The sequence below is a fragment of the Cryobacterium sinapicolor genome, assembly GCF_004403465.1.
GTDB lineage: Bacteria > Actinomycetota > Actinomycetes > Actinomycetales > Microbacteriaceae > Cryobacterium > Cryobacterium sinapicolor.
The window spans coordinates 22,224-48,502 of record NZ_SOGQ01000048.1 but is presented as its reverse complement, the minus strand read 5'-3'; the positions used below and the strand labels follow the sequence as shown (position 1 = coordinate 48,502).

Here is a 26,279-nt window from a genome sequence, read left to right as displayed (position 1 = left end):
GTCAGGCCGGGTCGGTGTCCGTGTCGGTGTCGGCTATTGCTGGTTGCGGTTCGACGACCGCGGCATCGGCATCGTCCGACGACTCGGCTAGTGCATCCGGGCCCTCGGTGACGAGCAGGCGGAACTGGGCGGCGTCGAGGACGCGCAGGCCGAGCGCCTCGGCTTTGGCCAGTTTCGACCCGGCGCCCGGACCGGCGGCGACGAAGTCGGTGTTCTTGGACACGCTCGAGGCGGATTTGCCACCGGCGGAGATGATCGCCTCCTGCGCCTCTTCGCGGGTGTAGCCCTCGATCGAGCCCGTGGCCACGACCGTCAGCCCGGCCAGCACTCCCCCGGCTGCTGCGGCGGCTCCCGGACCGAGGTGCCCCGGGGTCGTGAACTGGACACCGGCACGCATCCACTGCTCGACGATGCCCTGGTGCCAGTCCACCTCGAACCAGCCGATGACGGCGTCGGCGATGATGCCGCCCACCCCGTCGACCTCGGCCAGATCCTCCCGGGAGGCAGCGCGGATCAGGTCGAGGGACCCGAAGTGGCCGGCCAGGGCGCGCGCGGCCACCGGCCCGACGTGACGGATGTTGAGGGCCACCAGAAGCCGCCAGAGCGGCTTGGTCTTCGCCGACTCGATCTCGCGCAGGAGCTTCAGCGCACTCGACGACGGCTGCGGGCCCTGAGTGCCCTGCTTCTTCTCGGCGGCCGTGGGGTTGCGCCGGAACGGCGTGCGCAGCCGCACGGAGCCGTCGTCCTCCTCCTTGGCCAGCCCGGTCTCGGCATCCCGCACGATGACCTCGATCGGCAGCAGGTCGCCGAGCGTGAGGTCGAACAGCCCGGCCTCGGTGGGCAGGGGCGGCTCCGCCGGTCGGGTGGGCTGGGTGAGCGCGGCCGCGGCCACCTCACCGAGCACCTCGATGTCGAGGGCGCCGCGGGAACCGATGTGCTCGACCCGACCGCGCACCTGGGCCGGGCAGCTGCGGGCGTTCGGACAGCGCAGATCGATGTCGCCCTCCTTGGCCGGAGCGAGCGGTGTGCCGCACTCCGGGCAGTTCGCCGGCATGACGAAGACACGTTCGGTGCCGTCGCGCAGCTCGAGCACCGGGCCGAGCACCTCGGGGATGACGTCCCCGGCCTTGCGCAGCACGACGGTGTCGCCGATCAGGATGCCCTTGGCCTTGACGACGTCCTGGTTGTGCAGGGTGGCCTGGCGCACCTCGGAGCCGGCGACCCGCACCTTGTCCATCACGGCGAACGGGGTGGCGCGGCCGGTGCGGCCGACGCTGACGACGATGTCGAGAAGCCGGGTGTTGACCTGCTCCGGTGGGTACTTGTAGGCGATCGCCCAGCGCGGCGCGCGGCTGGTGGCACCGAGTTCGGCGTGCAGGGCCAGCTCGTCGACCTTGATCACGATGCCGTCGATCTCGTGGTCCACGCTCGCCCGGTGCGCCCCGTAGTACGCGATGAACTCCGCTGCCGGGGTCGCGGATGGCTCCACCCGGTAGTAGCTGCTGGTGGGTAGACCCCAGCCCTGCAACAGCTCGTAGACGTCGGATTGGGACGCGACCGGCGGGGTCGCCCACGCGCCGATGCCGTGCACCAGCATCCGGAGGCGGCCGAGCCGGGCGCGCATCAGGCGGAGTGGTTCAGCGGCCTTGCCCTCGGCCTTCTGGCGCAGGGAGCCGGCCGCCGCGTTGCGGGGGTTCGCGAAGACGCGTTCGCCGGCCGCGACCTGGGCGGCGTTGAGGTCGAGGAAGGCGGCAACCGGGAAGAACACCTCGCCGCGCACCTCCATCAGGGCCGGGTGCCCGGTGCCCGCCAGCTGTCTCGGGATACCCGGCACCCAGGCGACGTTCTCGCTGACGTCCTCGCCGACCACCCCGTCGCCACGCGTGGCGGCGCTGACCAGCACCCCGTGCTCGTATCGGAGGTTGATCGCGAGCCCGTCGATCTTGAGCTCGCAGAGGTAGCGCACGGGCCGCCCGGCGTCGCGTTCGACCTTCGCCGCCCAGATCCCGAAGTCCTCGATCGAGAACACGTTGTCGAGGCTGAGCATGCGCTCGGCGTGCTGGACCGGATCGAACAGGCTGGTCTCGGCGCGGCCGCCCACGGTCTGGGTGGGGCTGTCCTGGCTGGCCAGTTCCGGGAATTCCCGCTCGAGCTCGGCCAACCGGCGCACCAGCTCGTCGTACTCCGTGTCGGAGATGACGACCTCGTTGCGGTCGTAGTAGGCGTCACGGGCCTCGAGGATGCGCCGGGTCAGGTCTGCGACCTCGGCCGCGGCGGCGTGCAGGGCCGCGTCTGCCTCGGAATCGGCCGCCGGACTACGCATCGACGGCGCCGGCATCGACGGCGGCGAGGACGCTCTCGACGGCACTGACCGTGCGGTCGATCGTGCACTGGCCGAGCACGCGGGTGCCGACGTAGACGACGGCGGTCTGCCCGGGAGCGACGCCGGTGAGCGGCTCGGACGGGATGATGACGAGTTCAGTGGTGGCGCCGGTCCCGTGGCTCGCGCTGGTCTCGGTGGACGAGGCGGCCCTGAGCGGAACCACCTGGGCAACGGCGGGAACCGGGTCGGCGTGGGCGCGGATCTGCACATCGCAGTCGAAGGCGATCTCCGGGTACGCCGGGGCGACGCCGCACCAGGTGAACGTCGTTCCGGCGATCTCCTTGATCGCCAGCGCCTCCTTCGGCCCGACGACGACCGTGTTGGAGATCGGGCGCACCTCGAGCACGAACCGCGGCTTGCCGTCGGCGGCTGGGGTGCCGATCTGCAGCCCCTTGCGCTGTCCCACGGTGAACGCGGCCGCTCCTTCGTGCGTGCCGAGGGTGTTGCCGTCCCGGTCCAGGATGGCGCCGGTCGCCGGCGGCACGCGCTCGGCCAGCCAGCCGCGGGTGTCACCGTCGGGGATGAAGCAGATGTCGTAGGAGTCGGGCTTGTTCGCGACCGAGAAGCCGCGCTCGGCGGCCTCGGCGCGCACCTCGGCCTTGGAGGGCGTCGCGCCGAGCGGGAACATCGAGTGGGCCAGCTGCTCCTGGGTGAGCACGCCCAGCACATAGGACTGGTCCTTGGCCCAGGCGCTGGCGCGGTGCAGTTCGCGGTTGCCGTCGGCATCCGTCTCGATCGTGGCGTAGTGGCCGGTGGCGACGGCGTCGAAGCCTAGGTCGAGGGCCTTTTCAAGCAGGGCTGCGAACTTGATCCGCTCGTTGCAGCGCATGCAGGGGTTCGGGGTGCGGCCGGCGGCGTATTCGGCGATGAAGTCGTCGACCACGTCGAGCTTGAAACGCTCGGAGAAGTCCCAGACGTAATACGGGATGCCGATGATGTTGGCGGCCCGCTGGGCATCCATCGAATCTTCGACGGTGCAGCAGCCGCGGCTGCCGGTGCGCAGGGTGCCGGGCATCCGGCTCAGGGCCAGGTGCACCCCGACCACCTCGTGCCCCGCCTCGACCATGCGGGCTGCGGCGACGGCGGAGTCCACCCCACCGCTCATTGCTGCCAAAACCTTCACCTGACGAGTGTNGCCCCCGCGCAGCCCCCGCGCAGCCCCCGCGCAACGGAACGATGGGCCGGGACGAGCGACGACGGATGCCCACGGCACCAGCCAAGGCCGGGGTCACGGGATATCGGTCAGGGGATATCGGTCAGGGTTCGCTCGATCGAGGCGAGGCGGAGCTCCAGCAGGGCGAGTCGGTCCAGCACGGCCTGATTGCTCGCGGTGCTCTGCTCGACAAGGCCGCGCAGGTCCGCCGCTCCGGCGAACTCCGTCTGCTTTTCGCGCGAGCGCAGCACGGCCGCCACGATGCTCGATGTGACTCCGGCGATGATGCCGACAATGGCGATCCAGGCGAACCAGGGAATGTTGTCCATCAGTGTGTGCTTTCTGTATCTGCTGCGACCGCCGCAACGATGCGTGCGACGTTGGTGGTGACCTCGAACGGAACGACCTCGAAAAATTTCAGGGCCTTGCCGTCGTCGGAGAGTTCGAGGTGCCCGGTCACGTAACCGGCCGATTCGAGTCGTTGCAGGTGCATGTACAACAGTGCCCGGGACATCCCCAGCCGACGGGCGAGCTCACTCACATGGAGGGACTCTGCCGCCAGCAGGGCGATAATGCGGAACCGGTGCGGGTTGGCGAGGGCGGACAGCCGGGCGATCTCCTCGTCAAGCGTCATCGTGCCCCCGCTCCCCTCGACATCCGTTTACCTGTAAGAAATACTTTACACGTGTAGGTCCATGGCGTCCAGCACCACCACGTCAGCCGCGCGGCAGCTGAGCCGCTGCGCTCGTGGCGTGCCAGGCGCGCAGCGGCGCGGCACCCGCGCCGCGGGTGAGAAACGACAACGTGCAGCAGAGCGCGGATGCCGCGGCGCGGCTCAGCGCCCCGGCACCCGGTCGGCCAGGCCGGCCCGCTCCGCCCGGGCATGGGCGGCCGGGAGAGCTGCGAGCAACGCGTCGACGTCGGCCTCGATGTTGGTGCGGCCGAGGGTGATCCGCAGGGCGCCGCGCGCCTCCACTTCACTGCGGCCCATGGCGCGCAGCACGTGCGAGGGCTCGGGCACACCCGCCTGGCAGGCTGAGCCGGTAGACACCGAGATGCCGGCCACGTCGAGCAGGAATAGGAGCGAGTCGCCCTCGCACCCCGGGAAGCTGAAATGCGCGGTGCCGGGCAGGTGGTTCCGCGGGTCCGGGTCGCCGTTCACCACGACGGACGGCACGGCCGCGCGGGTGCCCGAGACGAGCCGCTCGCGCAGCGCCGTGACCCGCAGGTTCTCCGCCGGCAGGTCGTGCAGGGCGTTCGCGGCGACAGCGAACGCCACGGCCGCCGCGACGTCCTGGGTGCCGCTGCGCACCTGGCGCTGCTGCCCGCCGCCGTGCAGCAGCGGCTCGATCGTGGCCCGGCGCGAGAGCGCGAGCGCCCCGATGCCCACCGGGCCGCCGATCTTGTGCGCCGAGACGCTCAGCGCGGCCACGCCGGCCCGGCTGAGGGCGTGGAAGTCGATCGGCACGTGCCCGTACGCCGCCACCGCGTCGACGTGCACGGGGATACCGTGCTCTGCGGCGAGCGCGGCGACCTCGGCGACCGGCTGCAGGGTGCCCACCTCGTTGTTGGCGCTGAGCAGCGTGACCAGGGCGATGTCGTCGGGGTTCGCGGCGATGGATTGGGCGACCGCGGCGAGGTCGATCCGGCCGAGGGAGTCCAGCGGCAGCCACTCGACCACGGCGCCCTCGTGGCGTTCGAGCCATTCGACGGTGTCCATGGTGGCGTGGTGCTCGCCGCCGGGAACGAGGATACGGGGGCGCGGCTGCCTGGCCCAGAACAGCCCCTTGATGCCGAGATTGATCGCCTCGGTGCCCCCGCCGGTGAAGACCACCTCGATCGGGTCGCAGCCGAGGCTGGCGGCGACGTGCTCGCGGGCCTCCTCGAGCATCCGTTTCGCGTTCTGTCCTTGGCTGTGAACGGATGCGGGGTTGCCCACCACACCCATCATGCGAACGTAGGCGTCGATGGCCTCAGGCAGCATAGGGGTGGTTGCCGCATGGTCCAGATAGATCGCCATCTCGCTCCGTCCGCGCATGCTCGAGCGCCGAGGGTCTCACCGGAGGGTCTCCCGGTGGTAAAACTCAGCTTCTGTACTCATTACTCTAGAACGCATGACCCCGCCTGATCCCCTGCGCAGCCTCGGCGTGCGAGTCACGACCCACGGCGGCGAACTCCGCGTGTGGTCGGAGACCGCCGATGCTATCGACCTGTGCATCTTCGACGCCACCGACCCCAACTGGATCATCAAGACCGTGCCCATGGTCAAGGATGAGCACGGCGTTTGGTCCGGACGTTCCCGCACCCTCTCCCCCGGACGCCGCTACGGCATCCGCGTCTCCGGACCCACCGCGCCCCGCAACTCCTTCCACCCCGAGAAAACACTGATCGAGCCCTATTCGCGCGGACTCGTGCGGGTCGGCCCCGACCAGTGGCAGTCCTCCGTGGTCGACGACGAATTCGACTGGGCCGGATCGGTCAAACCGAAGATCGCCCTGGACCACGCGGTGATCTACGAGGCCCATGTGCGCGGCCTGACCAACCTCAGCCCCTCGGTGCCGGCGAAACTCCGCGGCACCTACGCGGGCCTCGCCCACGAGTCGACCATCGACTATCTGAAAAACCTCGGAGTGACCAGTGTCGAACTACTCCCGGTGCAGGCGTTCGTGTCCGAGCAGCGTCTGATCAAGCAGGGGCTGAGCAATTATTGGGGTTACAACACTTTCAACTTCTTCTCTCCGCACGCCGACTACGCCACCCAGGCGTCGCAGGCCGCCGGGCCCGAGGCCGTGCTGCGGGAGTTCAAGGGCATGGTCAAGCTGCTGCACGAGGCCGGCCTCGAGGTCATCCTCGACGTGGTCTACAACCACACCGCAGAGGAGGGTCCGAACGGCCCGGTCAGCAGCCTGCGCGGCATCGACAACGCCGCCTACTACCGGCAGAACAGCGCCGGCGGGTACATCGACGTCACGGGGTGCGGCAACACGCTGAACGTGTCCCATGACGTTCCCCGCCGCCTGGTGCTCGACTCGCTTCGCTACTGGGCGAACGAGGTGCAGATCGACGGCTTCCGCTTCGACCTGGCGGCCACGCTCGCCCGAGACGAGAACGTCGAGTTCCAGGCGAACAGCCGGCTGCTCGCGGAGATCCAGGCCGACCCGGAACTGTCCCAGGTGAAGTTGATCGCCGAGCCCTGGGACATCGGGATGGGCGGCTGGCAGACCGGCAACTTCCCCTCCGAGTGGACCGAGTGGAACGACCGCTACCGCGACCGCATGCGCTCCTTCTGGCTGACCGACCTGGCGGCGGCCCGCGACGGGCACGCCGGCAGTGGGATCGGGCGCTTCGCTACCCGTCTCGCCGGTTCCGCGAACACCTTCTCCCGGGAGCGCGGGCCCCTCGCCTCGCTCAACTTCATCACGGCCCACGACGGTTTCACCATGGCCGACCTGACCTCGTACAACGTCAAGCACAACGTCGGCAACGGGGAGTCGAACCGGGACGGCACCGACTCCAACAACTCGTTCAACCATGGCGCGGAGGGCCCGACCCGGGACCGAGCCATCCTGACCGCCCGGCGGAAGGCCATGCGCAACCTGCTCGCAACCCTGCTGTTGTCGGCCGGTGTGCCGATGATCACCGCGGGTGACGAATTCGGTCGCAGCCAGCGCGGTAACAACAACGCCTACTGCCACGACAGCGAGCTCACCTGGTTGAACTGGGACCTCGACGACTGGCAGGAGGACCTGCACCGGGTGACCCGGCGCCTCCTTCAACTGCGGCGCGAGAACCCGGCGCTCCGGCCGGTGCGATTCGGACGCCCCGGCGAGAAGACCCTCAGCGCCAGCGAGATGGACTGGTACAACGTGGAGGGCCGGTCCATGTCCGAGGACGACTGGCACTCCTCCAAGGAGCGCACGCTGCAGTATCTGGCGGCGAGCACCCCGGAGCACGAGGAGTTCAACCGCATCCTGCTGATCGTGCAGGGCCGTGAGGAAGAGGTGACGGTTACGCTGCCTGTGCACACGGGCGTCACGTCGTACTCGTTGCTCTGGGATTCCAGCCACGACGACCTGAGCGAAGCGGTCATCGAGCACGCCCCCGGCGACCAGTTCCTGGTTCCGGCCGCGTCGATGCAGCTGCTTCGGGCGAACTGAGCGTGGGCACCCGAATTGTGGGCCGCTGACCGTGGCCAAGCGGGTGGAGGGCAGCGTCGGAACCCCGGCGACGGTGGCGCTGGTGCGTGCCGGCATCCCCTTCACCCCGCACGCCTACGTGCACGATGCGTCATCGTCGAGTTTCGGTCTGGAAGCGGCGGAGAAGCTCGACGTCGATGCCGGCCGGGTGTTCAAGACCCTGTTGACGGATGTCGACGGCCGGCTGGTCGTCGGCGTCGTGCCGGTCACAGGCCAGCTCGACCTTAAGGCGCTGGCCGCCGCCGTCGGCGCGAAGAGGGCCGTGATGGCCGACCCGTCGCTCGCCGAGCGCAAGACCGGCTACGTGGTCGGCGGCATCAGCCCGATCGGGCAGAAGAGCACGCTCACGACCGTGGTCGATGAGACCGCCCTGGCCTTCGACACCGTCTTCGTCTCCGGCGGTCGCCGCGGCTTCGACATCGAACTGACGCCGGCCGACCTGGCCCGGGCGACCCGCGCGGTCTTCGCGGCGATCGCCCGCCCATAACCGCCCGCAACCGCCCGCAACTACACGAAGAAGCACCTCCGTCGAAACGAAGGTGCTTTCTCGTGCTGCCGGGCAGCGCTAACCGGCGACGGCGATCAGCCCCATCTCAGCGGGACTCACCAGGAGTTCGTTGCGCGGCACAACCCGCACCGAGTAGCCGAAGGCGCCGCCACGGTCGAGTTCGATCGTGCCGGTGAAGAGCGTCGGCGCACCGGTATCCGTCACGCCCGCCGCGGCCGGTTCCGTCGCCAGCGGCAAGGTGCTGACATCGGTCAGATCGTCGTTGAGGAGGCTCTTGCCGTAGACCACCTCGACCGTGACGTCCTCGGGCGCCAGACCGTTCAACTGGACGTGGGCGCGCAGGTGCAGCTCATCGCCGACCTGCGGCACCGGGGCGACGCCGCCCGATTCGACGTGGGCCACGGCGACGCCGGGCCACGCCGCGACGATCCGCCCCTTCCAGATGGCCAGTTCCCTGGCGGCCCGGTAATTGTTCGCGGACAGACGGGCCTCGGCCGTGCCGGCGGGCCGGTACAGCTCCTGCACGTACTGACGCACCATCCGACCGGCGTTCAATTCCGGTGAGAGCTTTGCGAGGGTCTGCCGGATCGAGGACACCCAGCGTTCGGGCACTCCGTCGGCATTGCGGTCGTAGAACTTTGGTGCGACCTGGTGCTCGATCAGCTCGTACAGCGCGTCGGCCTCGAGCCGGTCACGTTCGGCCGCGTCACCGGCGGCATCTGCGGTGGGGATCGCCCAGCCGTTGTTGCCGTCGTAGTATTCCGGCCACCAACCGTCGAGGATCGACAGGTTGAGGGCGCCGTTCAGGGCCGCCTTCATGCCGGAGGTGCCGCAGGCCTCGAGCGGGCGCAGCGGGTTGTTCAGCCACACATCCGTGCCTGGGTACATCAGCTGCGCCATTCCGATGTTGTAGTCGGGCAGGAACGCGATCTTGGTGCGCAGCGCCGGGTCGGCCGCGAACTGCACGATGCGCTGGATGAGACGCTTGCCCTCCTCGTCGGCCGGGTGCGACTTGCCCGCGATCACGATCTGGATCGGGTGCTCCGAGTGCAGCAACAGGGCGCGCAGCCGCTCGGGGTCGTGCAGCATCAGCGTCAGGCGCTTGTAGGTCGGCACGCGACGGGCGAACCCGATCGTGAGCACGTTCGGGTCGAAGACCCGCCCGATCCAGGAGGGCACGATGCCGCCCGGGTTCTGGACCTCCCAGGCCGCGGCGATCCGTCGGCGGGCGTCCTCGACGAACTGTAGGCGCATCTGCCCGCGCACCTGCCAGAGGTCCATGTCGGACACGGCAGGCGACGCCCAGTCCGCCTCGGAGGTGTCGCTGGTGCCCAGGCGGCTCTGCGCGAGGGCGAGGAGGGCCGGGTCGGTCCAGGTCGGGGCGTGCACGCCGTTCGTGATCGAGGCGATCGGCACGTCATCGGCGTCGAAGCCCGGCCACAGGCCCTTGAACATCACCCGGCTGACCTGACCGTGCAGCTTCGAGACGCCGTTGGCGCGCTGTCCCAGTCGCAGGCCCATCAGGGCCATGTTGAAGACATCCGGGTTGCCGTCCTCGAAGTTCTCAGCGCCGAGGGCGAGGAGGTCGTCGACGGCCACTCCCGGAAGCAGGTCGGTCTCGAAGTAGCGCCGCACCAGGCTGCGCTCGAACCGGTCGATACCGGCGGCGACCGGCGTGTGGGTCGTGAACACCGTTCCGGCCCGGGCCACCTGCAACGCCTCCGAGAAGCTGAGCCCCTCGCCGATCAGGCTGGAGATGCGCTCGAGACCGAGGAAGCCGGCGTGACCCTCGTTGGTGTGGAACACCTCAGGGTCGGCCTGACCGTTGAGGCTGCTCCACTTCTTCACGGCGCGCGCGCCGCCGATGCCGAGCAGGAGCTCCTGCAACAGGCGGTGCTCGCCACCCCCGCCGTAGAGACGGTCGGTGACCAGGCGCAGGTCGTCCGTGTTCTCCGGGATGTCGGTGTCGAGCAGCAACAGCCGGATGCGACCGACTTTCGCCTGCCAGACCCGCGCGTGCAGGGTGCGGTCGTCGGGAAGTGCGAGGGATACCTGCACGGGCGAGCCGTCTGCCCGGCGGAGCACCGACAGCGGCAGACCGTCCGGGTCGAGCAGGGGGTAGCTCTCCAGCTGCCAGCCGTCGGGCGAGATGGCCTGGCTGAAGTAGCCGGCGCGATAGAACAGACCGACGCCGACCAGAGGCACGCCGAGGTCCGAGGCACTCTTCAGATGGTCTCCGGCGAGGATGCCGAGGCCGCCAGAATACTGCGGAAGCGCGGCGGCGATGCCGAACTCCGGGGAGAAATAGGCGATGGATGCCGGCTTGTCGCCCTCGAGCGCCTGGTACCAGCGGGGCTTCTCGAGGTATTCGCGCAGTTCGTCACGGGTGGCGTTCGCCCACGTCACGAAATCGTCGTCCCGGGAGAGGGCTTCGAGGCGGGCCGTGTCGACGGCTCCCAGCAACGCGACCGGGTCGGTACCGCCCTCTCGCCACAATTCGGGGGCGATGTGCTCGAACAACTGACGAGTCGGCTCATGCCAGGACCAGCGCAGGTTGCCGGCAAGCTCGTCGAGCGCGGCGAGCGACTCGGGCAGCACGGTTCGGACTGTAAATTTGCGGATCGCTTTCACAACTTCAGCCTAGGGCCGTGACGTGTCGCACAGGTTAACTGAGGCAGCATCGCACCCCCAATTCGCGCTACGGTCAGTAGGTGGCTAAGACAGTAATACGCACAGGCGCGGCTCCTGAAACCCCCGGCGCGGTTCAGGAACTCCAGACGACAGTTCCGGCAGAACCCCGGATCGGCCGTATCCCGATCCTTGATCTGTCCCCTCAACTGAACGACAACCTCTGGCCGGCGAAGGCGTTCGTGGGCGAGGCGGTTCCGTTCGCCGCGACCGCGTTCCGGGAGGGTCACGACCTCATCGGCGTCATGCTGCTGCTGACCGCACCGGATGGAACCGAGTCGCAACATCCGATGTCCTTGAAGTCCGCGGGCACCGACCGTTGGGAGACGCTCGTCACCCTCGGCGCCCAGGGCCGCTGGACCTATCGCGTTCGCGCCTATGCCGACGACTGGGCCACCTGGTTGCACAATGCCTCGGTGAAGATCCCGGCGGAGGTCGACGTGGAGCTGATGTTCCTGATCGGCTCGGAGCTCTTGAAGCGCGAGAGCGCCGACACGACCCGGCCACTCCCCGAGCGCCGGGCGTTCACCACGGCCGCGAAGACCCTCGTCGACCCTGCCAAGTCCGTCGCGGCCCGGTTCGCCGTGCTGAGCAGCCCGAAGCTGGCCGCCGCGGCGGCCGTGCGACCGATGGCCGGGCTCGACTCGGTCTCGGAGGCCCGCACCGTGCTGGTCGAGCGCACCCGGGCCGGCGTCGGCTCCTGGTACGAGTTCTTCCCGCGGTCGGAGGGCGCCGTGAAGCGCGGCGACGGCTCCTGGCAGAGCGGCACCTTCCGCACCGCCGTCGACCGGCTTCCCGCGGTGGCCGCGATGGGCTTCAACGTGCTCTACCTTCCGCCGATACACCCGATCGGCCTGGCCTACCGCAAGGGCCCCAACAACACGCTCAACGCCGGACCGAACGACCCGGGCTCACCGTGGGCGATCGGCTCGGCGGACGGCGGCCACGACGCCATCCACCCGGGCCTCGGCACCGTCGCCGACTTCCAGGCCTTCCTTGCGGCCGCTCGCGAGAACGGCATCGAGGTCGCCCTCGACCTGGCCCTGCAGGCGTCGCCCGACCACCCCTGGGTCACCGAGCACCCCGAATGGTTCACCACGCTGCCCGACGGTTCCATCGCCTACGCGGAGAACCCGCCGAAGAAGTACCAGGACATCTACCCGGTCAACTTCGACAACGACCCTCTGGGCATCCGCGCCGAAGTGCTCCGGATCGTGCGGTACTGGATCGGCGTCGGCGTCAACATCTTCCGGGTCGACAACCCGCACACGAAGCCGCTCGATTTCTGGGAATGGCTGATCTTCGAGATCAACGCCGAGTTCCCGGATGTCTTCTTCCTCGCCGAGGCTTTCACCCGCCCGGCCCTGCTGCAGGGTCTGGGCAAGGTGGGGTTCCAGCAGTCCTACACGTACTTCACCTGGCGCAACACGAAGGAGGAGCTGTCCGAATTCTTCGACGGGCTCGCCCACGAGACCGCCGACTTCCTCCGGCCGAATCTGTTCGTGAACACGCCCGACATCCTCTCCGAGTACCTGCAGTTCGGCGGCCCCGCGGCGTTCAAGATCCGGGCGGCCCTCGCGGCCACGGCGGCGCCGACCTGGGGCGTCTACACCGGCTTCGACCTGTTCGAGAGCGTTGCCCGGCCCGGCGCCGAGGAGAACATCGACAACGAGAAATACCAGTACCGGCCACGTGATTTCGCGGCCGCCGAGGCTGCCGGCACGTCCCTGGCGCCCTACCTCACCCTCCTCAACCGCATCCGCGCCGAGCACCCGGCGCTCGGGCAACTGCGCAACCTCCATCTGCACGAGAGCGAGGACGAGGGGATCCTCGTCTACAGCAAGTTCCTCGACGCACCGTTCACGGGCACCGGACGCTCGGACGCACTGATCATCGTCGCCAACGTCGACCCGCATTCCGTGCGCCAGACCCTTGTGCACCTCGACCTGCCCCGGTTCGGTCTCCCCCATGGTTCCTCCTTCGAGGTCGAGGACCTGATCACCGGCGCCATCTGGAACTGGTCGGCCGACAACTTCGTGCGCCTCGACGCATTCACCGAACCGGTGCACATCCTGCACGTGAAGGGACCAGCTCAATGAAGAACGCGCAGGGAAGTTCGGCGGCCAAGAAGTCCGTAGACAAGAAGCCCACCGACAATAAGCCCCTGGACAAGAAGCCCACCGACAATAAGCCCCTGGACAAGAAGGCCGCAGCCAAGGCGGCCGGCTCCAAGAAGGCGTCCGCGTCGGTGCCGGTGGAACCGACGCCCCACGCCGCGAAGTCGGGCCTGCCGGTCATCGCCGACCACGTGCTCCAGGCCGTCTCCACCGGCAGCTACTACAACCCGCACGAGGTCCTGGGCCAGCACCTGATCGAGCAAACCGGCACCGCAGACCCGCTCACCGTCATCCGTGCCCTCCGTCCGTTCGCGACCGAGGTCTTCGCCGTGCTTCCGACCGGCGAGCAGGTGGAGTTGGCGCACCTGGGCCACGGCATCTGGCAGGGTGTGAACACGCTCGGCGTTCAGGACTACGTGCTGGAGGCCCGGTACAGCGACGCTCCCACCTGGATCGTCGACGACCCCTACCGCTACCTGCCCACCCTCGGCGAGCTCGACCTGCACCTCCTCGGCGAGGGCCGCCACGAACGCCTGTGGGATGTCCTCGGCGCCCACTACCGGCCGAACGCGGGCCCGCTCGGCGACCGCGAGGGAACCTCCTTCGCCGTGTGGGCTCCGCACGCCCAGGCCGTCCGCGTGATCGGCGACTTCAACTCCTGGACCGGCACGCTGCACGCCATGCGCAACATGGGCAGCACCGGGGTCTGGGAGCTGTTCGTGCCCGGTCTGACCGCCGGCTCCAACTACAAGTTCGAGCTGCTGACCCAGGCAGGCGAGTTCGTGCGCAAGGCCGACCCGATGGCCCGCTATACCGAGATCCCGCCCAAGACCGCCTCCATCATCGGTGAGACCAACTACGAGTGGGCGGATGCCGGCTGGCTCACCGACCGTTCGGCCACGGACCCTCACAACCGGGCGATGAGCATCTACGAGATGCACGTCGGCTCCTGGCGTCCGGGCCTCAGCTACCGAGACCTCGCCGACCAGCTGATCGACTACCTGGACGAGCTGGCGTACACGCACGTGGAGTTCATGCCGCTCACCGAGCATCCGTTCGGCGGCTCGTGGGGCTACCAGGTAACGGGCTACTACGCGCCGACGAGCCGATTCGGCCACCCCGACGACCTGCGCTACCTGATCGACCGGCTGCACCAGGCCGGCATCGGCGTGCTGATGGACTGGGTGCCGGGGCACTTCCCGAAGGACGACTTCGCTCTGGCCCGTTTCGACGGCGAAGCGCTGTACGAGCACCCGGACCCCCGCCGCGGCGAGCAGATGGACTGGGGCACCTACGTCTTCGACTTCGGCCAGAAGCAGGTGCGCAACTTCCTGGTCGCGAACGCCCTCTACTGGCTCGAGGAGTTCCACATCGACGGGCTGCGGGTCGATGCCGTCGCCTCGATGCTCTACCTGGACTACTCCCGCGAGGACGGCCAGTGGCAGCCGAACGTGCACGGCGGCAACGAGAACCTCGAGGCGATCAGCCTGCTGCAGGAGATCACGGCCACCGCCTACAAGCGCAATCCCGGAGCGGTCATGATCGCCGAGGAATCCACCAACTGGGGTGGGGTGACGGCGCAGACCAGCGTCGGCGGCCTCGGCTTCGGCTTCAAGTGGAACATGGGCTGGATGCACGACACGCTGGAATACATGGCGGTCGACCCGATGTACCGGGCGCACCACCACAACCAGATCACGTTCTCGTTCGTCTATGCGTTCAGCGAGAACTTCCTCCTGCCGATCAGCCACGACGAGGTCGTGCACGGCAAGGGATCGCTGGTCGCGAAGATGCCCGGTGACTCCTGGCAGCAGCTCGCGAACGTGCGCGCCTACCTCGCCTTCATGTGGGCGCACCCCGGCAAGCAGCTCCTGTTCATGGGCCAGGAATTCGGGCAGCGCTCCGAGTGGAGCGAGGCGCGCGGCCTGGACTGGTGGACCCTCGACCAGCCGGCTCACCGCGGCCTGTTCACGCTCGTCGGCCAGCTGAACCGGGTGTACCGATCGAACCCGAGCCTCTGGGCCCAGGACAACGACCCGAGCGGCTTCGAGCTGCTCGACGGCGACGCGGCCGCCGAGAACGTGGTCTCATTCCTCCGTTGGGACACCGACGGCAACCCGATCGCCTGTCTGTTCAACTTCTCCGGGGCACCGCACAACGGCTACCAGGTCGGCCTGCCGTTCGCGGGGGTGTGGGAGGAGATCCTGAACACGGATGCCGAGGACTTCGGAGGCTCCGGAGTCGGAAACCTGGGCGCCGTGACCGCGGTCGACGTGCCGTGGGCCGGACGCCCGGCATCCGCCGTGGTGACACTGCCCCCGCTGGCCGGTCTCTGGCTGCGCCTGCGTCGCTAAGGGCCAGTACCCGCGCTCACGACAGCGCACGAATGGCCCCCTCGACGTTGCCGAGGGGGCCATTCGTGCGTTGGAGACGCGTGGGCGCAAGCGACCGCGCCCGAACGACCGCCACGAAACGACCGCTCCGAAACGACCGCTCCGAACGAATTCGACGGAGATTTTGCCGAAAGTGCCCCTGAATACAACGAAAGAGCGGTCTCAGCCCACAATCTCCGTCGAATTCGTTCGACGTCGCGCGCTAGTAGAGCAGCGCAGTGAGCCGGGATCGGGTGGGTGGCACTCGGGGGTCCTCCTGGCCGATGACCTCGAACATCTCCAGGATGCGTTCGCGGATCAGGTTGCGGCCGGCCGGGTCCTGCGCGGGGAAGAGGCCGAGCAGCCGATCGAAGGCATCCTCGATGTGGCCGCCGGAGAGATCGAGGTCGGCGACCGCGAGCTGCGCCTGCAGATCATCGGGAGCAGCCGCGGCCGCGGAACGGATCTCGGCCATGGTCTTGCCGTGCAACCGGGCCAGGAGGCTCACCTGAGCCAGGCCGGCGACGGCCATCTGGTCCCGAGGGTCTCGGGCCAGTGCGGTCTTGTACAGGGCGATCGCCGCGTCGTAGTCCCCGCGCTCGATGGCGTCGTAGGCCTCCTGGTGCAGCGGCGGGAGCTCGGGTTCGACGGGGACCGTCCCCTCAGCCGCGGCCTCGCCTGCGGCGGCCTCCGCCGGAACAGCCATGGCGGTGACGCCGTGCTGCGCAGCGAGCTCGAAGACGCGGTGCAGGACCTCGCGTACCTGGCCCTCGGGCAGTGCGCCGCTGAACAGCTGCACCGGCTGACCGCCGATGACGGCGGCCACGGTCGGGATCGACTGTGCCTGGAAGGCCTGAGTGAGCTGGGGGTTCGAGTCCACGTCGACCTTGGCCAGCACGAACTGGCCGTCGTACTCCAGGACGAGCTTCTCCAGGATCGGGGTGAGCTGCTTGCACGGCTCACACCATTCGGCCCAGAGGTCGACGATGACCGGAACGCTCATCGAGAGTTCCAGGATCTCGCCGAAATTCGCATCCGTGCCCTCGAGCACGAGGCTGGGCACCGCGACCGGGCCCGCTGCGGGCGCGCCCGGCTCACCGGCCACCACGGGTGCACCCGCGGCCGGCGCCGCCGGTCGGTTCACCAGTGAGGACAGGTCGACGGCTCCGCGCAGGTTCATGCCGGACGGGGGGACAACACTCATGGAAGCTCCGATGATGAGATCAGACCCTGGGAGAAGCCAAGGAGGACTATTTTTTCGTTCGAACCGGCGGCCGGAACGTGGAACAGGAGCTGGTCGCCGTAGGTGCTGGTGATGCCCTTGGCCGTAGCGGTGATGCCGGAGAGTGCCTTGCTGGCCCCCTCGGGACTTACGGTCGCGCCGGCATCCACCGGTTTGACCGTCTCGGTCTCGGTCAGGCTGACGGCGACGATACTGCCGGAGTCGTTGGTCGCCAATGCAACGGTTGGCCCGGTGCCGGCGGCCGCGCCGAATTCGATCGAGGCTGTCGTGGGCAAGCCCTCCTTGCGGGAGTTCTTCAGCTCGGTGACCTGGGTGCGGAAGCTGTCGCCCTCCGCCTCGAACAGGCCGAAGGAGGGACTGGCCTCCCCCAGCTGGAGCACGTCGGCGTAGGCGGCGGCCACCTGGTCGGGCGAGAGCAGCAGGAAAGTCGAGTCGGGCGCGATAATCGGGGCGCCGATGGTCGCCGGCGCCACCTTGGGCACGGTCGCGGCCGCCTCGAGCTGGATCATGTACTCCACCAGGTAGTCCGCCCGCGGGGACTCCTGACGCAACACAAGGGCCGTCGGTGCGGTGGCGGTATCGGCCTCGTCCTGCAGGACCGTCATGACGACCCGAGGCCAGGTGGAGGACTGCTGCGGCAGGGTGAGTCGGAGGGGCGACGTCGGCAGCGGCGGCAGGGCTGCGATCGCCGGGTCGACGCCGCGGATCTTGTAATTCGCGAGCCGCTTCTCCAGCGCGGGGCCGGTGAACCGGGTGGCGAGGGCTTCCGCATTCAGGTTCGCATCGGCATCCACGGTCAGTGTGGCGATCCCGGTCACGATGCGTTCGAGCTGCGGCACCGTGACGGCCGGCGGCGGCACGTCCTGGGCCGGAGCCTCGGTGCCGGTCGGGGTCGGCGTCGCGCTGACGGCAGCCTCGGGAGTGGACGCGGCCGGCCAGAAATCGGCCGAGCAGCCGCTGAGCACGAGGCCGCTGACCAGGATCACGGGCACGGCGACCATGGACCGGGTGACGGATTTGCCCGAACCGTTGATCTGGCTCGCCTTGATCGACTTGGGGCGGGGCACGCGCGGGAGCTGGGGCATCCGGGGCCCGCGCGGCAGGTTACGGCGGGGGCCGCGGGAGCGGCGCAGGTGCAGAAGTGCCAGGAGGTAGATGATCAGGCCGATCAGGCCGACGGCGGCACCGCCGACAATTAACGGGCCTGCCCAGGGCGTCGAGTTGTCGGTGGGCCACGACAGGCTGACCTCTGTGGGGGCAGCGGCCGTTCCGTCGGACGCCACGATCAGGGAGATGCCGTCGGGCACTTTGAGAGTGGTGGTCAGGGTGGTCTCCGCCGTGAACTCCTGAAGCCACAGGTCGGAGCCCGCGGGGTTGGTGACCGTCTCCGGCGCGTCCGCGGGGTCGGCCTCGGCAGCCGATTCGGCCTCGGCAACCGGCTCGACGAGCTTGCTGCTGAGGGCGACCGCATCCTTGGCTTTTCGGATGTCGACGTACGGTTCGTCTCCGAGCCACGCCTTCACATCGTCGGTACGACCGTAGGCCAGGAAAATCGTGTCGGAGCCGCTGACGGTGATCGTCTGGCTTCCCGGCACTGCGTTGAGCGCGCTGGACTCGACCACCGCGAAGCGGGCATCCTCGACGGAGGTGCTGAGGCTCACCGAGGCCGGCTCGAGAAAAATGGTCCGCTGAGCGATGCCGAGCACAATCATCCCGGCAGCTATTACGAATGCCACTATGGCAAGAACAAAACGCACGTCAACCCTCCTGTGTCGCCGGCCGCTCATCGCGCACGCGGACGCACTGGGCCCGGGTACGGGCCCGATCAGCAACAGACAGGACTTCCCACGATACCGGCTGCCCCTGAGAGGCACCTAATAACCCCTCATGTCGGGGCGCGTCAGTGCCTTCACAACAGACTAAAATTGCAGACGCTCCCCTCGGCAGACCGTAACCGGGGGTCAGAGCCCCATTTTGAGGAGACAGCGTGGCGAACGACGAAGCAGACTTCACCCAGGTATTCCGCGGTTACGACCGTGACGAAGTCGACAAGACCATTCAGGGGCTGCGCCGGGACCTGATTCAGGCGAACACCCAAGGCACCGAGGCGAAGAAGGAGATCAAGCGCCTCAACACGCAGATCGACGATCTGAACGCGGAGATCGAAGAGGTGGGCAGTCCCACCTTCTCCGGCCTCGGCACCAAACTCGAGAACACCCTGCGTGTGGCGGAGGAGCAGTCGACAAGGGTGATCGCCCAGGCCGACATCGACGCCGAGCGGCTGCGCGCCTCCGCGGCCAGCGAAGTGCAGACACTGCTGCGCGAGGGCAAGGAGCACGCCGAACGGATGCTGTCCGATGCCACGGTGAAGGCGGGCCGCATCCAGGGCGACGCCGTCGCCGAAGCCGACGACCTGCTCGCCCGGGCCCATGAGGACTCCACCACCCTCACCCAGGACGCCGTGCATGAAGCGGCCGCCATCCGCGGCGCAGTGGCCACCGAGGCCGCCGAGTTGCGCGCCACCGTGAAGCGGGAAGTCGCCGCGATCCGATCGGAAGCGGAGCGCGAGGCCGCCGAGGTACGCGTGGTGGCCCAGCGAGAGGCCACCGAGGCCCGCGAGGTGGCAGCCGGGCTCACCAGCGAGACCGAGCTGACTCGCGCCGAGGTCGCCCATGAACTTGACCAGCAGCGCGCCGACCTGGCCCGGGAAACGGAACAGGCCCGCATCGACCTCGCCGCCGAAACCGAGCAGCACCGCATCGACCTGGCCCGGCAGACCGAACGGGACCGCATCGAACTGGCCCACGAGACCGAGCAGGCGCGCAACCTCCTCGCGATCGAGATCGACCAGGCCCGCACCGACCTCGAACGGGAGATCGAGCAGGGCCAGGCCGACCTGGCCATTGAGAGCGAGCAGGCCCAAACCGACCTGGCCAGGGACCTGGAGCGCCAGCGCGCCGACCTCAGCCGCGAGATCGACAAGGCGCGCGTCGACCTCGCCGCCGAGATCGAGCAGTCGCACGCCGATCACGGTCGCGTCAATGAGCAGACCCGCGCCGACTTCACCGCTGAGAGCGAGCAACTGCGCATCGACCTCGACAACCACCTGACGGCCGCCCGCAAGCGGGGTGAGCACGAGGCCGCCAAGCTCAAGCGCGAGATCGATCAGGCCCGGGCGGACTTCGACGTCGAGTTGAAGGCCCGTCGGGACGAAGCGGAGCAGGGCCAGTTGCAGCGCCACCAGGAGGCGGTGGCGCAGACGCAGAAGTTCGTCACGGATGCCACGAAGCAGCTCGCCGAGACGAAGCAGCGCACGGTCGAACTGCGTGCCCTGAACGACCAGCTGGACGCATCCGCCCGGGACGAGGTCAGGGCGGCGAAGAAGGTGGCCGAGGAGTCGGCAGAACGCCTCGTGCGGGACGCCGAGACCCGGGCCGCGGCGCTGGTGACGGACGCCGAACTGCGCACGCGCGTGCTCGTGGCCGACGCCGAGGAGCGCCTGTCCCAGATTAGGATTGAACGCGACGCCGTGGCCGGCTACTTCGAGAGCCTGCGCGGCCTGCTCACGCAGGCGGAGAAGGTCGCCGCCAGCGGCGACGACTCCGACGTCGAGCACTGACACGAGCCGTGGGGAAATAAGTGAAGATTCAGAATGCCTTTCGCGTCGGATTGATCGGCACCCTCGGCGTCGGTGTCGGCCTGCTCATCATCACGTCGGTGATCACGCTGCAGACGATCATCACCTACATCGGTGCTGCGCTGTTCCTCGCCCTCGGGCTCGACCCAGCAGTGTGCTGGTTGGAGAAGAAAAGGTTCCCCCGCTGGGCCGCCATGCTCACCGTGCTGGTTGCCGTGATCGGCGTGCTGACCGGCGTGATCTTCGCCGTCGTGCCGATCATCGTCGACCAGGTCTCCAAGCTCTCCAAGGCCGTGCCGGACCTGATCAAGTCCATCAACACCTCCACGTTCCTCGCCGACGTGCAGAAGCAGTTCCCGGCCCTCCCACTGTCGAAGATCACCGAATCGATCACCGAGTTCATCGGCGGCAACATCTCCAACATCACGGGCACCATCATCCAGTCGGGCCTGGCGATCGTCAGCGGTCTCTTCGGCGCACTGATCATCCTGATCCTGACGCTGTACTTCACGGCGTCGCTGAACGGCATGAAGCAGGCCATGTACCAGCTGGTACCGGCGTCCAAGCGGGCCCGGTTCGCCGATCTCAGCGAGCAGATCACGACATCCGTCGGCCGCTTCGTGATCGGCCAGGGTGCCCTTGCACTCTGCAACGGCGTGCTCAGCTTCATCTTCCTGTCGATCATCGGAGCACCCTTCCCGGCGCTCCTCGCGCTGATCGCGTTCCTGTTCTCGCTGATCCCCCTCGTGGGCACGATCACCGGGTCGATCATCATCGTGCTGACTTGCCTGATCCCCGGGATCGGCAGCACGACGTTCACGGCGCTGGTAGCCGCGATCTATTACCTGATCTATATGCAGGTGGAGGCCTACCTGCTCAGCCCGAACATCATGAACCGGGCCGTCGCCGTTCCCGGCGCCGTTGTAGTGGTGGCCGCCCTCGCGGGTGGCAACCTGCTCGGCATTCTCGGCGCGCTGATCGCCATCCCGGTCGCCGCGGCGACCATCACGATCATCAAGCAGGTCGTGATTCCCCGCCAGAACGAGCTCTAGTTCGAAGCGGCCCACCTCGTGGGCAACGGCGCGGCGGCAGGATTGACCACGGCCACGATCTCGTCGAGCACGCGGCGGGTGGCACTCTCCCCCACCCACAGGTGCTTCCCGCCCTCCACGGCGATGAACCGGGTGTCCGGCACACTCGCGAAGCGCTGCCGGGCCTCCGCGGGGCGCAGGTAGTCGTCGAGCTCGGGGATGACGGCCACCAGCTTCGCGTTTCGGCCGGCCCAGGCCGCGAGTTCCGCGTCCGACGCCCGGTGCAACGGCGGCGAGAGCAGAATGGCGCCGCGAATCGAGTGCTCGAGACCGTACTTGATCGCGAGCTCGGTGCCGAACGACCAGCCCAGCAGCCAGGGATCAGGCAGACCGCGCTCGGCGACGAAGGCCATCGCGGCGGCGACATCGAGGCGCTCGTCGACGCCCTCGCCGAAGCTTCCGCCGCTCGTGCCCCGCGGTGAGGCCGTGCCTCGGGTGTTGAAGCGCAGTACCGCCAGATCGGCGAGGGCAGGCAGCCGCCCGGCTGCCTTGCGCAAGATGTGCGAGTCCATGAAGCCGCCGTGAGTGGGCAGCGGATGCAGGGTCACCAGCGTGGCCACCGGCGCCCGGTCCACGGGCGTGGCGAGTTCGCCGACCAGGGTCAGACCGTCCGCCGTGTGCAGCTCGATCTGCTCACGCACGGCCGGCAGTTCGATGCCGCCACGAATCTCGACGCTCGACGTCACGGTTTCTCCTTTGATGCCACGCAGGGCGGCTACTTGATCTTCCAGCAGTGCGAGTGCCAATGGCGCCGCGCGGCGAGGTCGGATGCCTCACCCATGACGCCGTCGCCGCGCCAGGCGACCACGTGGGCGGTGCCCGGAGAGACCTCACGGTGGCAGCCGGGGCACACATACGCTTTCACGGCCTGCGGCCCCGGTACGGGTTGCACGGTCCAGAGGCCGTCGCGGCGGGCCTCCGTGCGTCGCCAGCCGGCGCGCATCCGTTCGATGCCCTCGTCATCAGAACCCGGTCCGGGCTTGCGGCCACGGGGTCGGTTGCGGCGAGCCATTGGGCCAGTCTACGTGCGGGTCTGGCGGACCGCGGCGCGCTAGTACCAGCCGACGTCGCCGGAGTGGGCCCAGGCGCCGCACGGGGTGCCGTAGCGACCGGAGATGTAGCCGAGGCCCCACTGGATCTGGGTGGCGGGGTTGGTCTGCCAATCGTCTCCGGCGGACGCCATCTTGGAACCCGGCAGAGACTGCGGGATTCCGTAGGCGCCGCTCGAGCGGTTCTCCGCATTGACGCGCCAGCCGGATTCCTTGTGCCAGAGCGACACCAGGCAGTTGAACTGGTCGTCGCCCCAGCCGCGAGCGGCCACGGCGTCCGCCGCGATCGCCTGGGCCGAACCGGGGTCGGGGATGGCCGCCGACGGAGCCGAGCTCGACGAGGACTTGGACGCGACGGGAGCCGCGACGGGAATCGGAACGGGTTTGGGCTTCTCGGTGACGGTGAAGCTGTCGCGCGTGAAGGTGTTCGAAGCTGCCGCGGTAACCTGGATCTCTTGGGCTTCCTGACCGTTGAACCGGTCGCCGGCCACCTGAAAGTAGGGTGAAGCCGTGGCTCCGGAATACGGGTCGACAACCGTGACGAGCACGAACGCCGCTGCGGCGGTGAAGGCGAAGAGGGAAACGCGCCCTCGGGCGCGAGACCTACTCATTCTGACCTTGACGGGCCTGCTGGCGTGTTCGGACGGAATGATGTTCAAATGTCTACCCACGATTTGTTGAGCTTATCGGAAATCCGACATAACAGCCAGATAACGACACGGATCGATCGACGGCAGGATTCGTCGCACGATTCAGCGGACGGCCAGGATCACGTCGACGACGCTGTCCAGCACGACGTCGACCTGTGATTCCCGGTAGCCGCCACGCTGAGGCCGGAACACGGCGCACCGCACCTCTTCCACCGTGACGGGGAATCCGTCTTCGAAGTAACGCACGAGCTTCTGGGCGAACCGGTCGACATCCGTTCGCCTGTAACCGACGCTGAGAACGCTCACCCGGTGGAAGCGGTGGCCGTCCCGACGGCTGAGCCGGTTGACGAGCACCTGAGCGAGATCGTGCACCTCGGCCAGCCAAGCCTCGCTTCCCTGGGTCTGCGCCGCACGGTCCCGGTCGCGGGTCGCGAAGGCGTCTTCCAAACGCTCGAGGGCCGCATCCACGTGCGCGGGCGAGTAGCCGGCCTTGTGCATGCTGAACGCGGTATGACGGATGTCCGCGGCCGTCAACCCGACACTGTCATCGGTGGCGTCATAGGCCTTTCGGGCGACGGTGAGGAACTCCTCGACTTGCGGGACGCTGTAGCCGAGCGTCTTCTTGCCGGTTCGAGGGAAGGTGGTCACTGGAACATTCTGCCTCACAGCCGCCCGACTGACGAAACCGAGGTCGCTAGGTGAAGATCAGGTAGAGGGCATACGCGGCTGCGGCGGACGGCAGAATCGAGTCCAGCCGGTCCAGGAGGCCGCCGTGTCCCGGAAGCCAGGAGCTCATGTCCTTGATGCCGAGGTCGCGCTTGATCAGGGATTCGGCCAGGTCTCCGAAGGTGGCGCTGAACAGGATGACCACACCGAAGATAAGACCGAACCACCAGGGCTGGTCGAGCATGAACACGGCGAGCAGCACGCCGATTCCGAGGCAGGCAACGCCGGCTCCGGCGAACCCCTCCCAGGTCTTCTTCGGGCTGATCGAGGGGACCATGCGGTGCTTGCCGAAGCTGAGGCCGGCGGCATACGCTGCGGTGTCGGCGGAGATGACCAGCAGGAGGAAGGCCAGCGTCCACCACTGCCCGTCGGGCTGGGCGACCAGGAGCACCGAGAAGCTGCCGAGGAAGACGACATAGGACTGGATCAGGAAGCCGCCGCCGATGTCGCGGAGCACGACCCTGACGGGGGCACGGTGGTCGCGCCAAGCGAGGAGGACAAGTCGCCACAGGGCGATCAGCGCGATGCCGCCGAGCGTGGCTAGCCATTGGCCGGCCGCACCAAGGTAGAAAGCCGCGGGGACGACGCCCACCGATGCCAGCACGACCGGCACGCGCGGCACGTTGCGTCCGGCGAGGCGAAGCGCTTGGGCGAGTTCGAAGGCCGTGAAGCCCACGAACGCGATCGCGCAGACCATGAACAGGTCTTTGATGAAGATGAGACTGAAGAACATGAACAGGCCCAGTGCGAGCCCAATCAGGGTGGCCAGGATCAGGTTGCGCCCGGTGCGCGCCTGGATGCGTTCCTGGGTCGCGTCCAACTGCGCCCGGGTAGCCAGCATCTGACGTTCGAGATCGGCCTTCTTCGATTGCATCTGGGCCTTGAACTCGGCGCGGCTGACGCCGTGCTCACGCTTGGCGCGCAGGCCTTCGCGTTCCCCGGAATCACCTGATTCGTCCGTCATGAGGCTGGATCGTCCTTAGATCTCGAGGAGTTCGGCTTCTTTGCGCTTGAGGGCATCGTCGATAGCATCCACGTGGGCCTTGGTGATGTGTTCGAGTTCCTTCTCCCCGCGGGCCACGTCGTCGTCACCCACTTCGCTCTTGAGCGCGTCGAGGTCGTCCTTGGCCTTCCGGCGCAGATTGCGCACCGACACCTTGGCGTCTTCGGCCTTGGTGCGAACGATCTTGACGTACTCCTTGCGGCGGTCTGCCGTCAGCTCGGGCAGCGTGGCCCGGATGACGTTGCCGTCGTTGCCGAGGTTGGCGCCCAGGTTCGGGGTGTCCCGGATGGCCTGCTCGATGTCGCGCAGGGCACCCTTGTCGTACGGGCCGATCAGGAGCGTGCGAGCTTCCTGGTTTTGCAGGGAGGCCAGCTGTTCCAACGGCGTCGGCGTGCCGTAGTAGTTCACCAGGATCTTGGCGAACATCTGCGGGTTCGCCCGACCGGTTCGCACGGTCGCGAAGTCGTCTTTGGCGGCTTCGACGGCCTTGTGCATGCGGGCGGTGGCGTCGGACAGGACATCCGTGATCACGATGACTCCTTCTTCGGTGGCGTTGACAAGCTTAGTTGGAGACGAGGGTTCCCAGATCGGCGCCGAGAATGGCGGCCGTCACGTTGCCGTGCGGGGCCATGCCGAACACCTGCATGGGCATCCCGTTGTCCATGCAGAGACTGAAGGCCGTCGAGTCGACGACCTTCAGGCCGCGCTGCAGGGCCTCCTGGTAGGTGATGCGGTCGATCCTGTGCGCGTCCGGGTTGGTGCGCGGGTCGTCGGAGTAGACGCCGTCGACGCCGTTCTTGGCGACGAGCACGATCTCCGCGTCGATTTCCAGGGCACGCTGGGCCGCGACCGTGTCGGTGGAGAAGTAGGGAAGACCGGCACCGGCACCGAAGATGACGACCCGGCCCTTTTCGAGGTGACGTTCCGCGCGGCGCGGGATATACGGCTCGGCGACCTGGGTCATCGCGATCGCGGACTGCACCCGCGTCTCGGCGCCGGCCTGCTCCAGAAAGTCCTGCAGGGCGAGGGCGTTCATGACTGTGCCGAGCATTCCCATGTAATCGGCGCGCCCGCGGTCCATTCCGCGCTGCGAGAGCTCGGCGCCGCGGAAGAAGTTGCCGCCGCCGACGACGATCGCGATCTCGACCTGCTTGGCCGCCTCGGCGATCTCGCGCGCGAGGGCGCTGATGACATCCGGATTGACGCCGAGGCTGCCTGCCCCGAATGCTTCGCCGGAAAGTTTGAGGAGGACCCTGCGCTTCTTGACCGTGTCTGACATGCTGTGCGCTTCTTTCGTTGTGCTGCTCTGTGCCGTGCGGTGTGCTGTGCGGGGGCCGTACGGTGTGCTGTGTGCTGTGCTGTGCGCCGTGCTGTGCTGTGCGCTGTGCTGTGCTGTGCTGTGCTGTGAGTCCAGGCCGCGTTCCGGCTGCGTTCTAAAACTACTGGGTGGGCCGGTGGGTGCC

General features: G+C 68.1%; 21 protein-coding genes. 6 read left to right on the top strand and 15 right to left on the bottom strand.

The window, feature by feature from the left end; translation table 11 throughout:
* Position 1: 1 nt before the first annotated feature.
* From ligA to E3T28_RS09480, 5 genes are all read right to left on the bottom strand, one after another.
* Complete coding sequence (gene ligA, locus E3T28_RS09500; protein ID WP_134430190.1) at positions 2–2,323, bottom strand: NAD-dependent DNA ligase LigA; 2,322 nt, start codon at positions 2,321–2,323, stop codon at positions 2–4.
* Entirely contained in the window at positions 2,316–3,488 is a 1,173-nt protein-coding gene (gene mnmA, locus E3T28_RS09495) for a tRNA 2-thiouridine(34) synthase MnmA (RefSeq protein ID WP_241979264.1), read from the bottom strand. The genes ligA and mnmA overlap by 8 nt, the downstream gene beginning before the upstream one ends.
* 137 nt (positions 3,489–3,625) lie before the next feature.
* Positions 3,626–3,865, bottom strand: a complete 240-nt coding sequence (locus E3T28_RS09490) for a hypothetical protein (protein WP_134430185.1) — start codon at positions 3,863–3,865, stop codon at positions 3,626–3,628.
* A complete protein-coding gene (locus E3T28_RS09485) occupies positions 3,865–4,170 on the bottom strand; it encodes an ArsR/SmtB family transcription factor (RefSeq protein ID WP_134430182.1) in 306 nt (101 codons plus the stop codon). The genes E3T28_RS09490 and E3T28_RS09485 overlap by 1 nt, the downstream gene beginning before the upstream one ends.
* A 201-nt stretch (positions 4,171–4,371) precedes the next feature.
* The gene (locus E3T28_RS09480; protein ID WP_134430179.1) at positions 4,372–5,556 is read right to left on the bottom strand and encodes a cysteine desulfurase family protein; all 1,185 of its coding nucleotides are present in this window, start codon (positions 5,554–5,556) and stop codon (positions 4,372–4,374) included.
* Positions 5,557–5,650: 94 nt separating this feature from the next.
* Between E3T28_RS09480 and glgX the strand changes: the two genes are divergently transcribed.
* Positions 5,651–7,693, top strand: a complete 2,043-nt coding sequence (glgX, locus tag E3T28_RS09475; protein ID WP_134430176.1) for a glycogen debranching protein GlgX — start codon at positions 5,651–5,653, stop codon at positions 7,691–7,693.
* 31 nt (positions 7,694–7,724) lie between these two features.
* Positions 7,725–8,219 carry a Cys-tRNA(Pro) deacylase gene (gene ybaK, locus E3T28_RS09470; RefSeq protein ID WP_134430173.1) on the top strand — a complete coding sequence of 165 codons (495 nt, stop codon included), beginning with the start codon at positions 7,725–7,727 and terminating at the stop codon, positions 8,217–8,219.
* Positions 8,220–8,297: 78 nt separating this feature from the next.
* On the opposite strand, the gene glgP is transcribed toward ybaK, so the two are convergent.
* Positions 8,298–10,871: an alpha-glucan family phosphorylase gene (glgP, locus tag E3T28_RS09465; protein ID WP_134430170.1), complete on the bottom strand. Its 2,574-nt coding sequence runs from the start codon at positions 10,869–10,871 to the stop codon at positions 8,298–8,300.
* An 80-nt stretch (positions 10,872–10,951) separates the two neighbouring features.
* Between glgP and E3T28_RS09460 the strand changes: the two genes are divergently transcribed.
* Both E3T28_RS09460 and glgB read left to right on the top strand, forming a co-directional pair.
* Positions 10,952–13,027: a maltotransferase domain-containing protein gene (locus E3T28_RS09460; protein ID WP_174844007.1), complete on the top strand. Its 2,076-nt coding sequence runs from the start codon at positions 10,952–10,954 to the stop codon at positions 13,025–13,027.
* The gene (glgB, locus tag E3T28_RS09455; RefSeq protein WP_134430167.1) at positions 13,024–15,399 is read left to right on the top strand and encodes a 1,4-alpha-glucan branching protein GlgB; all 2,376 of its coding nucleotides are present in this window, start codon (positions 13,024–13,026) and stop codon (positions 15,397–15,399) included. Before E3T28_RS09460 ends, glgB begins: the two co-directional genes overlap by 4 nt.
* Positions 15,400–15,640: 241 nt before the next feature.
* On the opposite strand, the gene E3T28_RS09450 is transcribed toward glgB, so the two are convergent.
* Positions 15,641–16,621, bottom strand: coding sequence for a tetratricopeptide repeat protein (locus E3T28_RS09450; protein ID WP_134430164.1), 981 nt, complete (start codon positions 16,619–16,621; stop codon positions 15,641–15,643).
* Positions 16,618–18,396, bottom strand: coding sequence for a DUF8094 domain-containing protein (locus E3T28_RS09445; RefSeq protein ID WP_241979263.1), 1,779 nt, complete (start codon positions 18,394–18,396; stop codon positions 16,618–16,620). Before E3T28_RS09445 ends, E3T28_RS09450 begins: the two co-directional genes overlap by 4 nt.
* 251 nt (positions 18,397–18,647) lie before the next feature.
* On the opposite strand from E3T28_RS09445, the gene E3T28_RS09440 reads away from it, so the two are divergent.
* Complete coding sequence (locus tag E3T28_RS09440) at positions 18,648–20,279, top strand: DivIVA domain-containing protein (RefSeq protein ID WP_134430158.1); 1,632 nt, start codon at positions 18,648–18,650, stop codon at positions 20,277–20,279.
* Positions 20,280–20,299: 20 nt separating this feature from the next.
* A complete protein-coding gene (locus tag E3T28_RS09435; protein ID WP_134430155.1) occupies positions 20,300–21,349 on the top strand; it encodes an AI-2E family transporter in 1,050 nt (349 codons plus the stop codon).
* Here the strand turns inward: E3T28_RS09435 and E3T28_RS09430 are convergent.
* The 7 genes from E3T28_RS09430 to pyrH all read right to left on the bottom strand — a co-directional run bounded on the left by E3T28_RS09430 (position 21,346) and on the right by pyrH (position 26,095).
* On the bottom strand, positions 21,346–22,074 hold the full coding sequence (locus E3T28_RS09430; protein WP_174776838.1) for an alpha/beta hydrolase: 729 nt from the start codon (positions 22,072–22,074) through the stop codon (positions 21,346–21,348). The genes E3T28_RS09435 and E3T28_RS09430 overlap by 4 nt on opposite strands.
* A gap of 29 nt (positions 22,075–22,103) precedes the next feature.
* The gene (locus E3T28_RS09425) at positions 22,104–22,400 is read right to left on the bottom strand and encodes a hypothetical protein (protein ID WP_134430152.1); all 297 of its coding nucleotides are present in this window, start codon (positions 22,398–22,400) and stop codon (positions 22,104–22,106) included.
* A 39-nt stretch (positions 22,401–22,439) separates the two neighbouring features.
* A complete protein-coding gene (locus tag E3T28_RS17355; RefSeq protein ID WP_241979262.1) occupies positions 22,440–23,048 on the bottom strand; it encodes an aggregation-promoting factor C-terminal-like domain-containing protein in 609 nt (202 codons plus the stop codon).
* 141 nt (positions 23,049–23,189) lie between these two features.
* The gene (locus E3T28_RS09415) at positions 23,190–23,735 is read right to left on the bottom strand and encodes a DivIVA domain-containing protein (RefSeq protein WP_134430149.1); all 546 of its coding nucleotides are present in this window, start codon (positions 23,733–23,735) and stop codon (positions 23,190–23,192) included.
* Between the two features lie 46 nt (positions 23,736–23,781).
* The gene (locus E3T28_RS09410; protein WP_241979261.1) at positions 23,782–24,777 is read right to left on the bottom strand and encodes a phosphatidate cytidylyltransferase; all 996 of its coding nucleotides are present in this window, start codon (positions 24,775–24,777) and stop codon (positions 23,782–23,784) included.
* A gap of 15 nt (positions 24,778–24,792) precedes the next feature.
* The gene (gene frr, locus E3T28_RS09405; RefSeq protein ID WP_134430146.1) at positions 24,793–25,347 is read right to left on the bottom strand and encodes a ribosome recycling factor; all 555 of its coding nucleotides are present in this window, start codon (positions 25,345–25,347) and stop codon (positions 24,793–24,795) included.
* Positions 25,348–25,378: 31 nt separating this feature from the next.
* Positions 25,379–26,095 (bottom strand): UMP kinase, encoded by a 717-nt coding sequence (gene pyrH, locus E3T28_RS09400; protein WP_134430143.1) that lies wholly within the window; start codon positions 26,093–26,095, stop codon positions 25,379–25,381.
* Positions 26,096–26,279: the final 184 nt, after the last annotated feature.

Bases quoted from the DNA above. Each gene is read 5' to 3' on its own strand.
- E3T28_RS09485 (WP_134430182.1), bottom strand. From the start codon at position 4,170: ATGACGCTTGACGAGGAGATCGCCCGGCTGTCCGCCCTCGCCAACCCG.
- E3T28_RS09425 (WP_134430152.1), bottom strand. From the start codon at position 22,400: ATGGCTCGCCGCAACCGACCCCGTGGCCGCAAGCCCGGACCGGGTTCT.
- ligA (WP_134430190.1), bottom strand. From the start codon at position 2,323: ATGCGTAGTCCGGCGGCCGATTCCGAGGCAGACGCGGCCCTGCACGCC.
- E3T28_RS09490 (WP_134430185.1), bottom strand. From the start codon at position 3,865: ATGGACAACATTCCCTGGTTCGCCTGGATCGCCATTGTCGGCATCATC.
- glgX (WP_134430176.1), top strand. From the start codon at position 5,651: ATGACCCCGCCTGATCCCCTGCGCAGCCTCGGCGTGCGAGTCACGACC.
- E3T28_RS09480 (WP_134430179.1), bottom strand. From the start codon at position 5,556: ATGGCGATCTATCTGGACCATGCGGCAACCACCCCTATGCTGCCTGAG.
- pyrH (WP_134430143.1), bottom strand. From the start codon at position 26,095: ATGTCAGACACGGTCAAGAAGCGCAGGGTCCTCCTCAAACTTTCCGGC.
- E3T28_RS17355 (WP_241979262.1), bottom strand. From the start codon at position 23,048: ATGAGTAGGTCTCGCGCCCGAGGGCGCGTTTCCCTCTTCGCCTTCACC.
- E3T28_RS09410 (WP_241979261.1), bottom strand. From the start codon at position 24,777: ATGACGGACGAATCAGGTGATTCCGGGGAACGCGAAGGCCTGCGCGCC.
- mnmA (WP_241979264.1), bottom strand. From the start codon at position 3,488: ATGAGCGGTGGGGTGGACTCCGCCGTCGCCGCAGCCCGCATGGTCGAG.
- E3T28_RS09450 (WP_134430164.1), bottom strand. From the start codon at position 16,621: ATGAGTGTTGTCCCCCCGTCCGGCATGAACCTGCGCGGAGCCGTCGAC.
- glgB (WP_134430167.1), top strand. From the start codon at position 13,024: ATGAAGAACGCGCAGGGAAGTTCGGCGGCCAAGAAGTCCGTAGACAAG.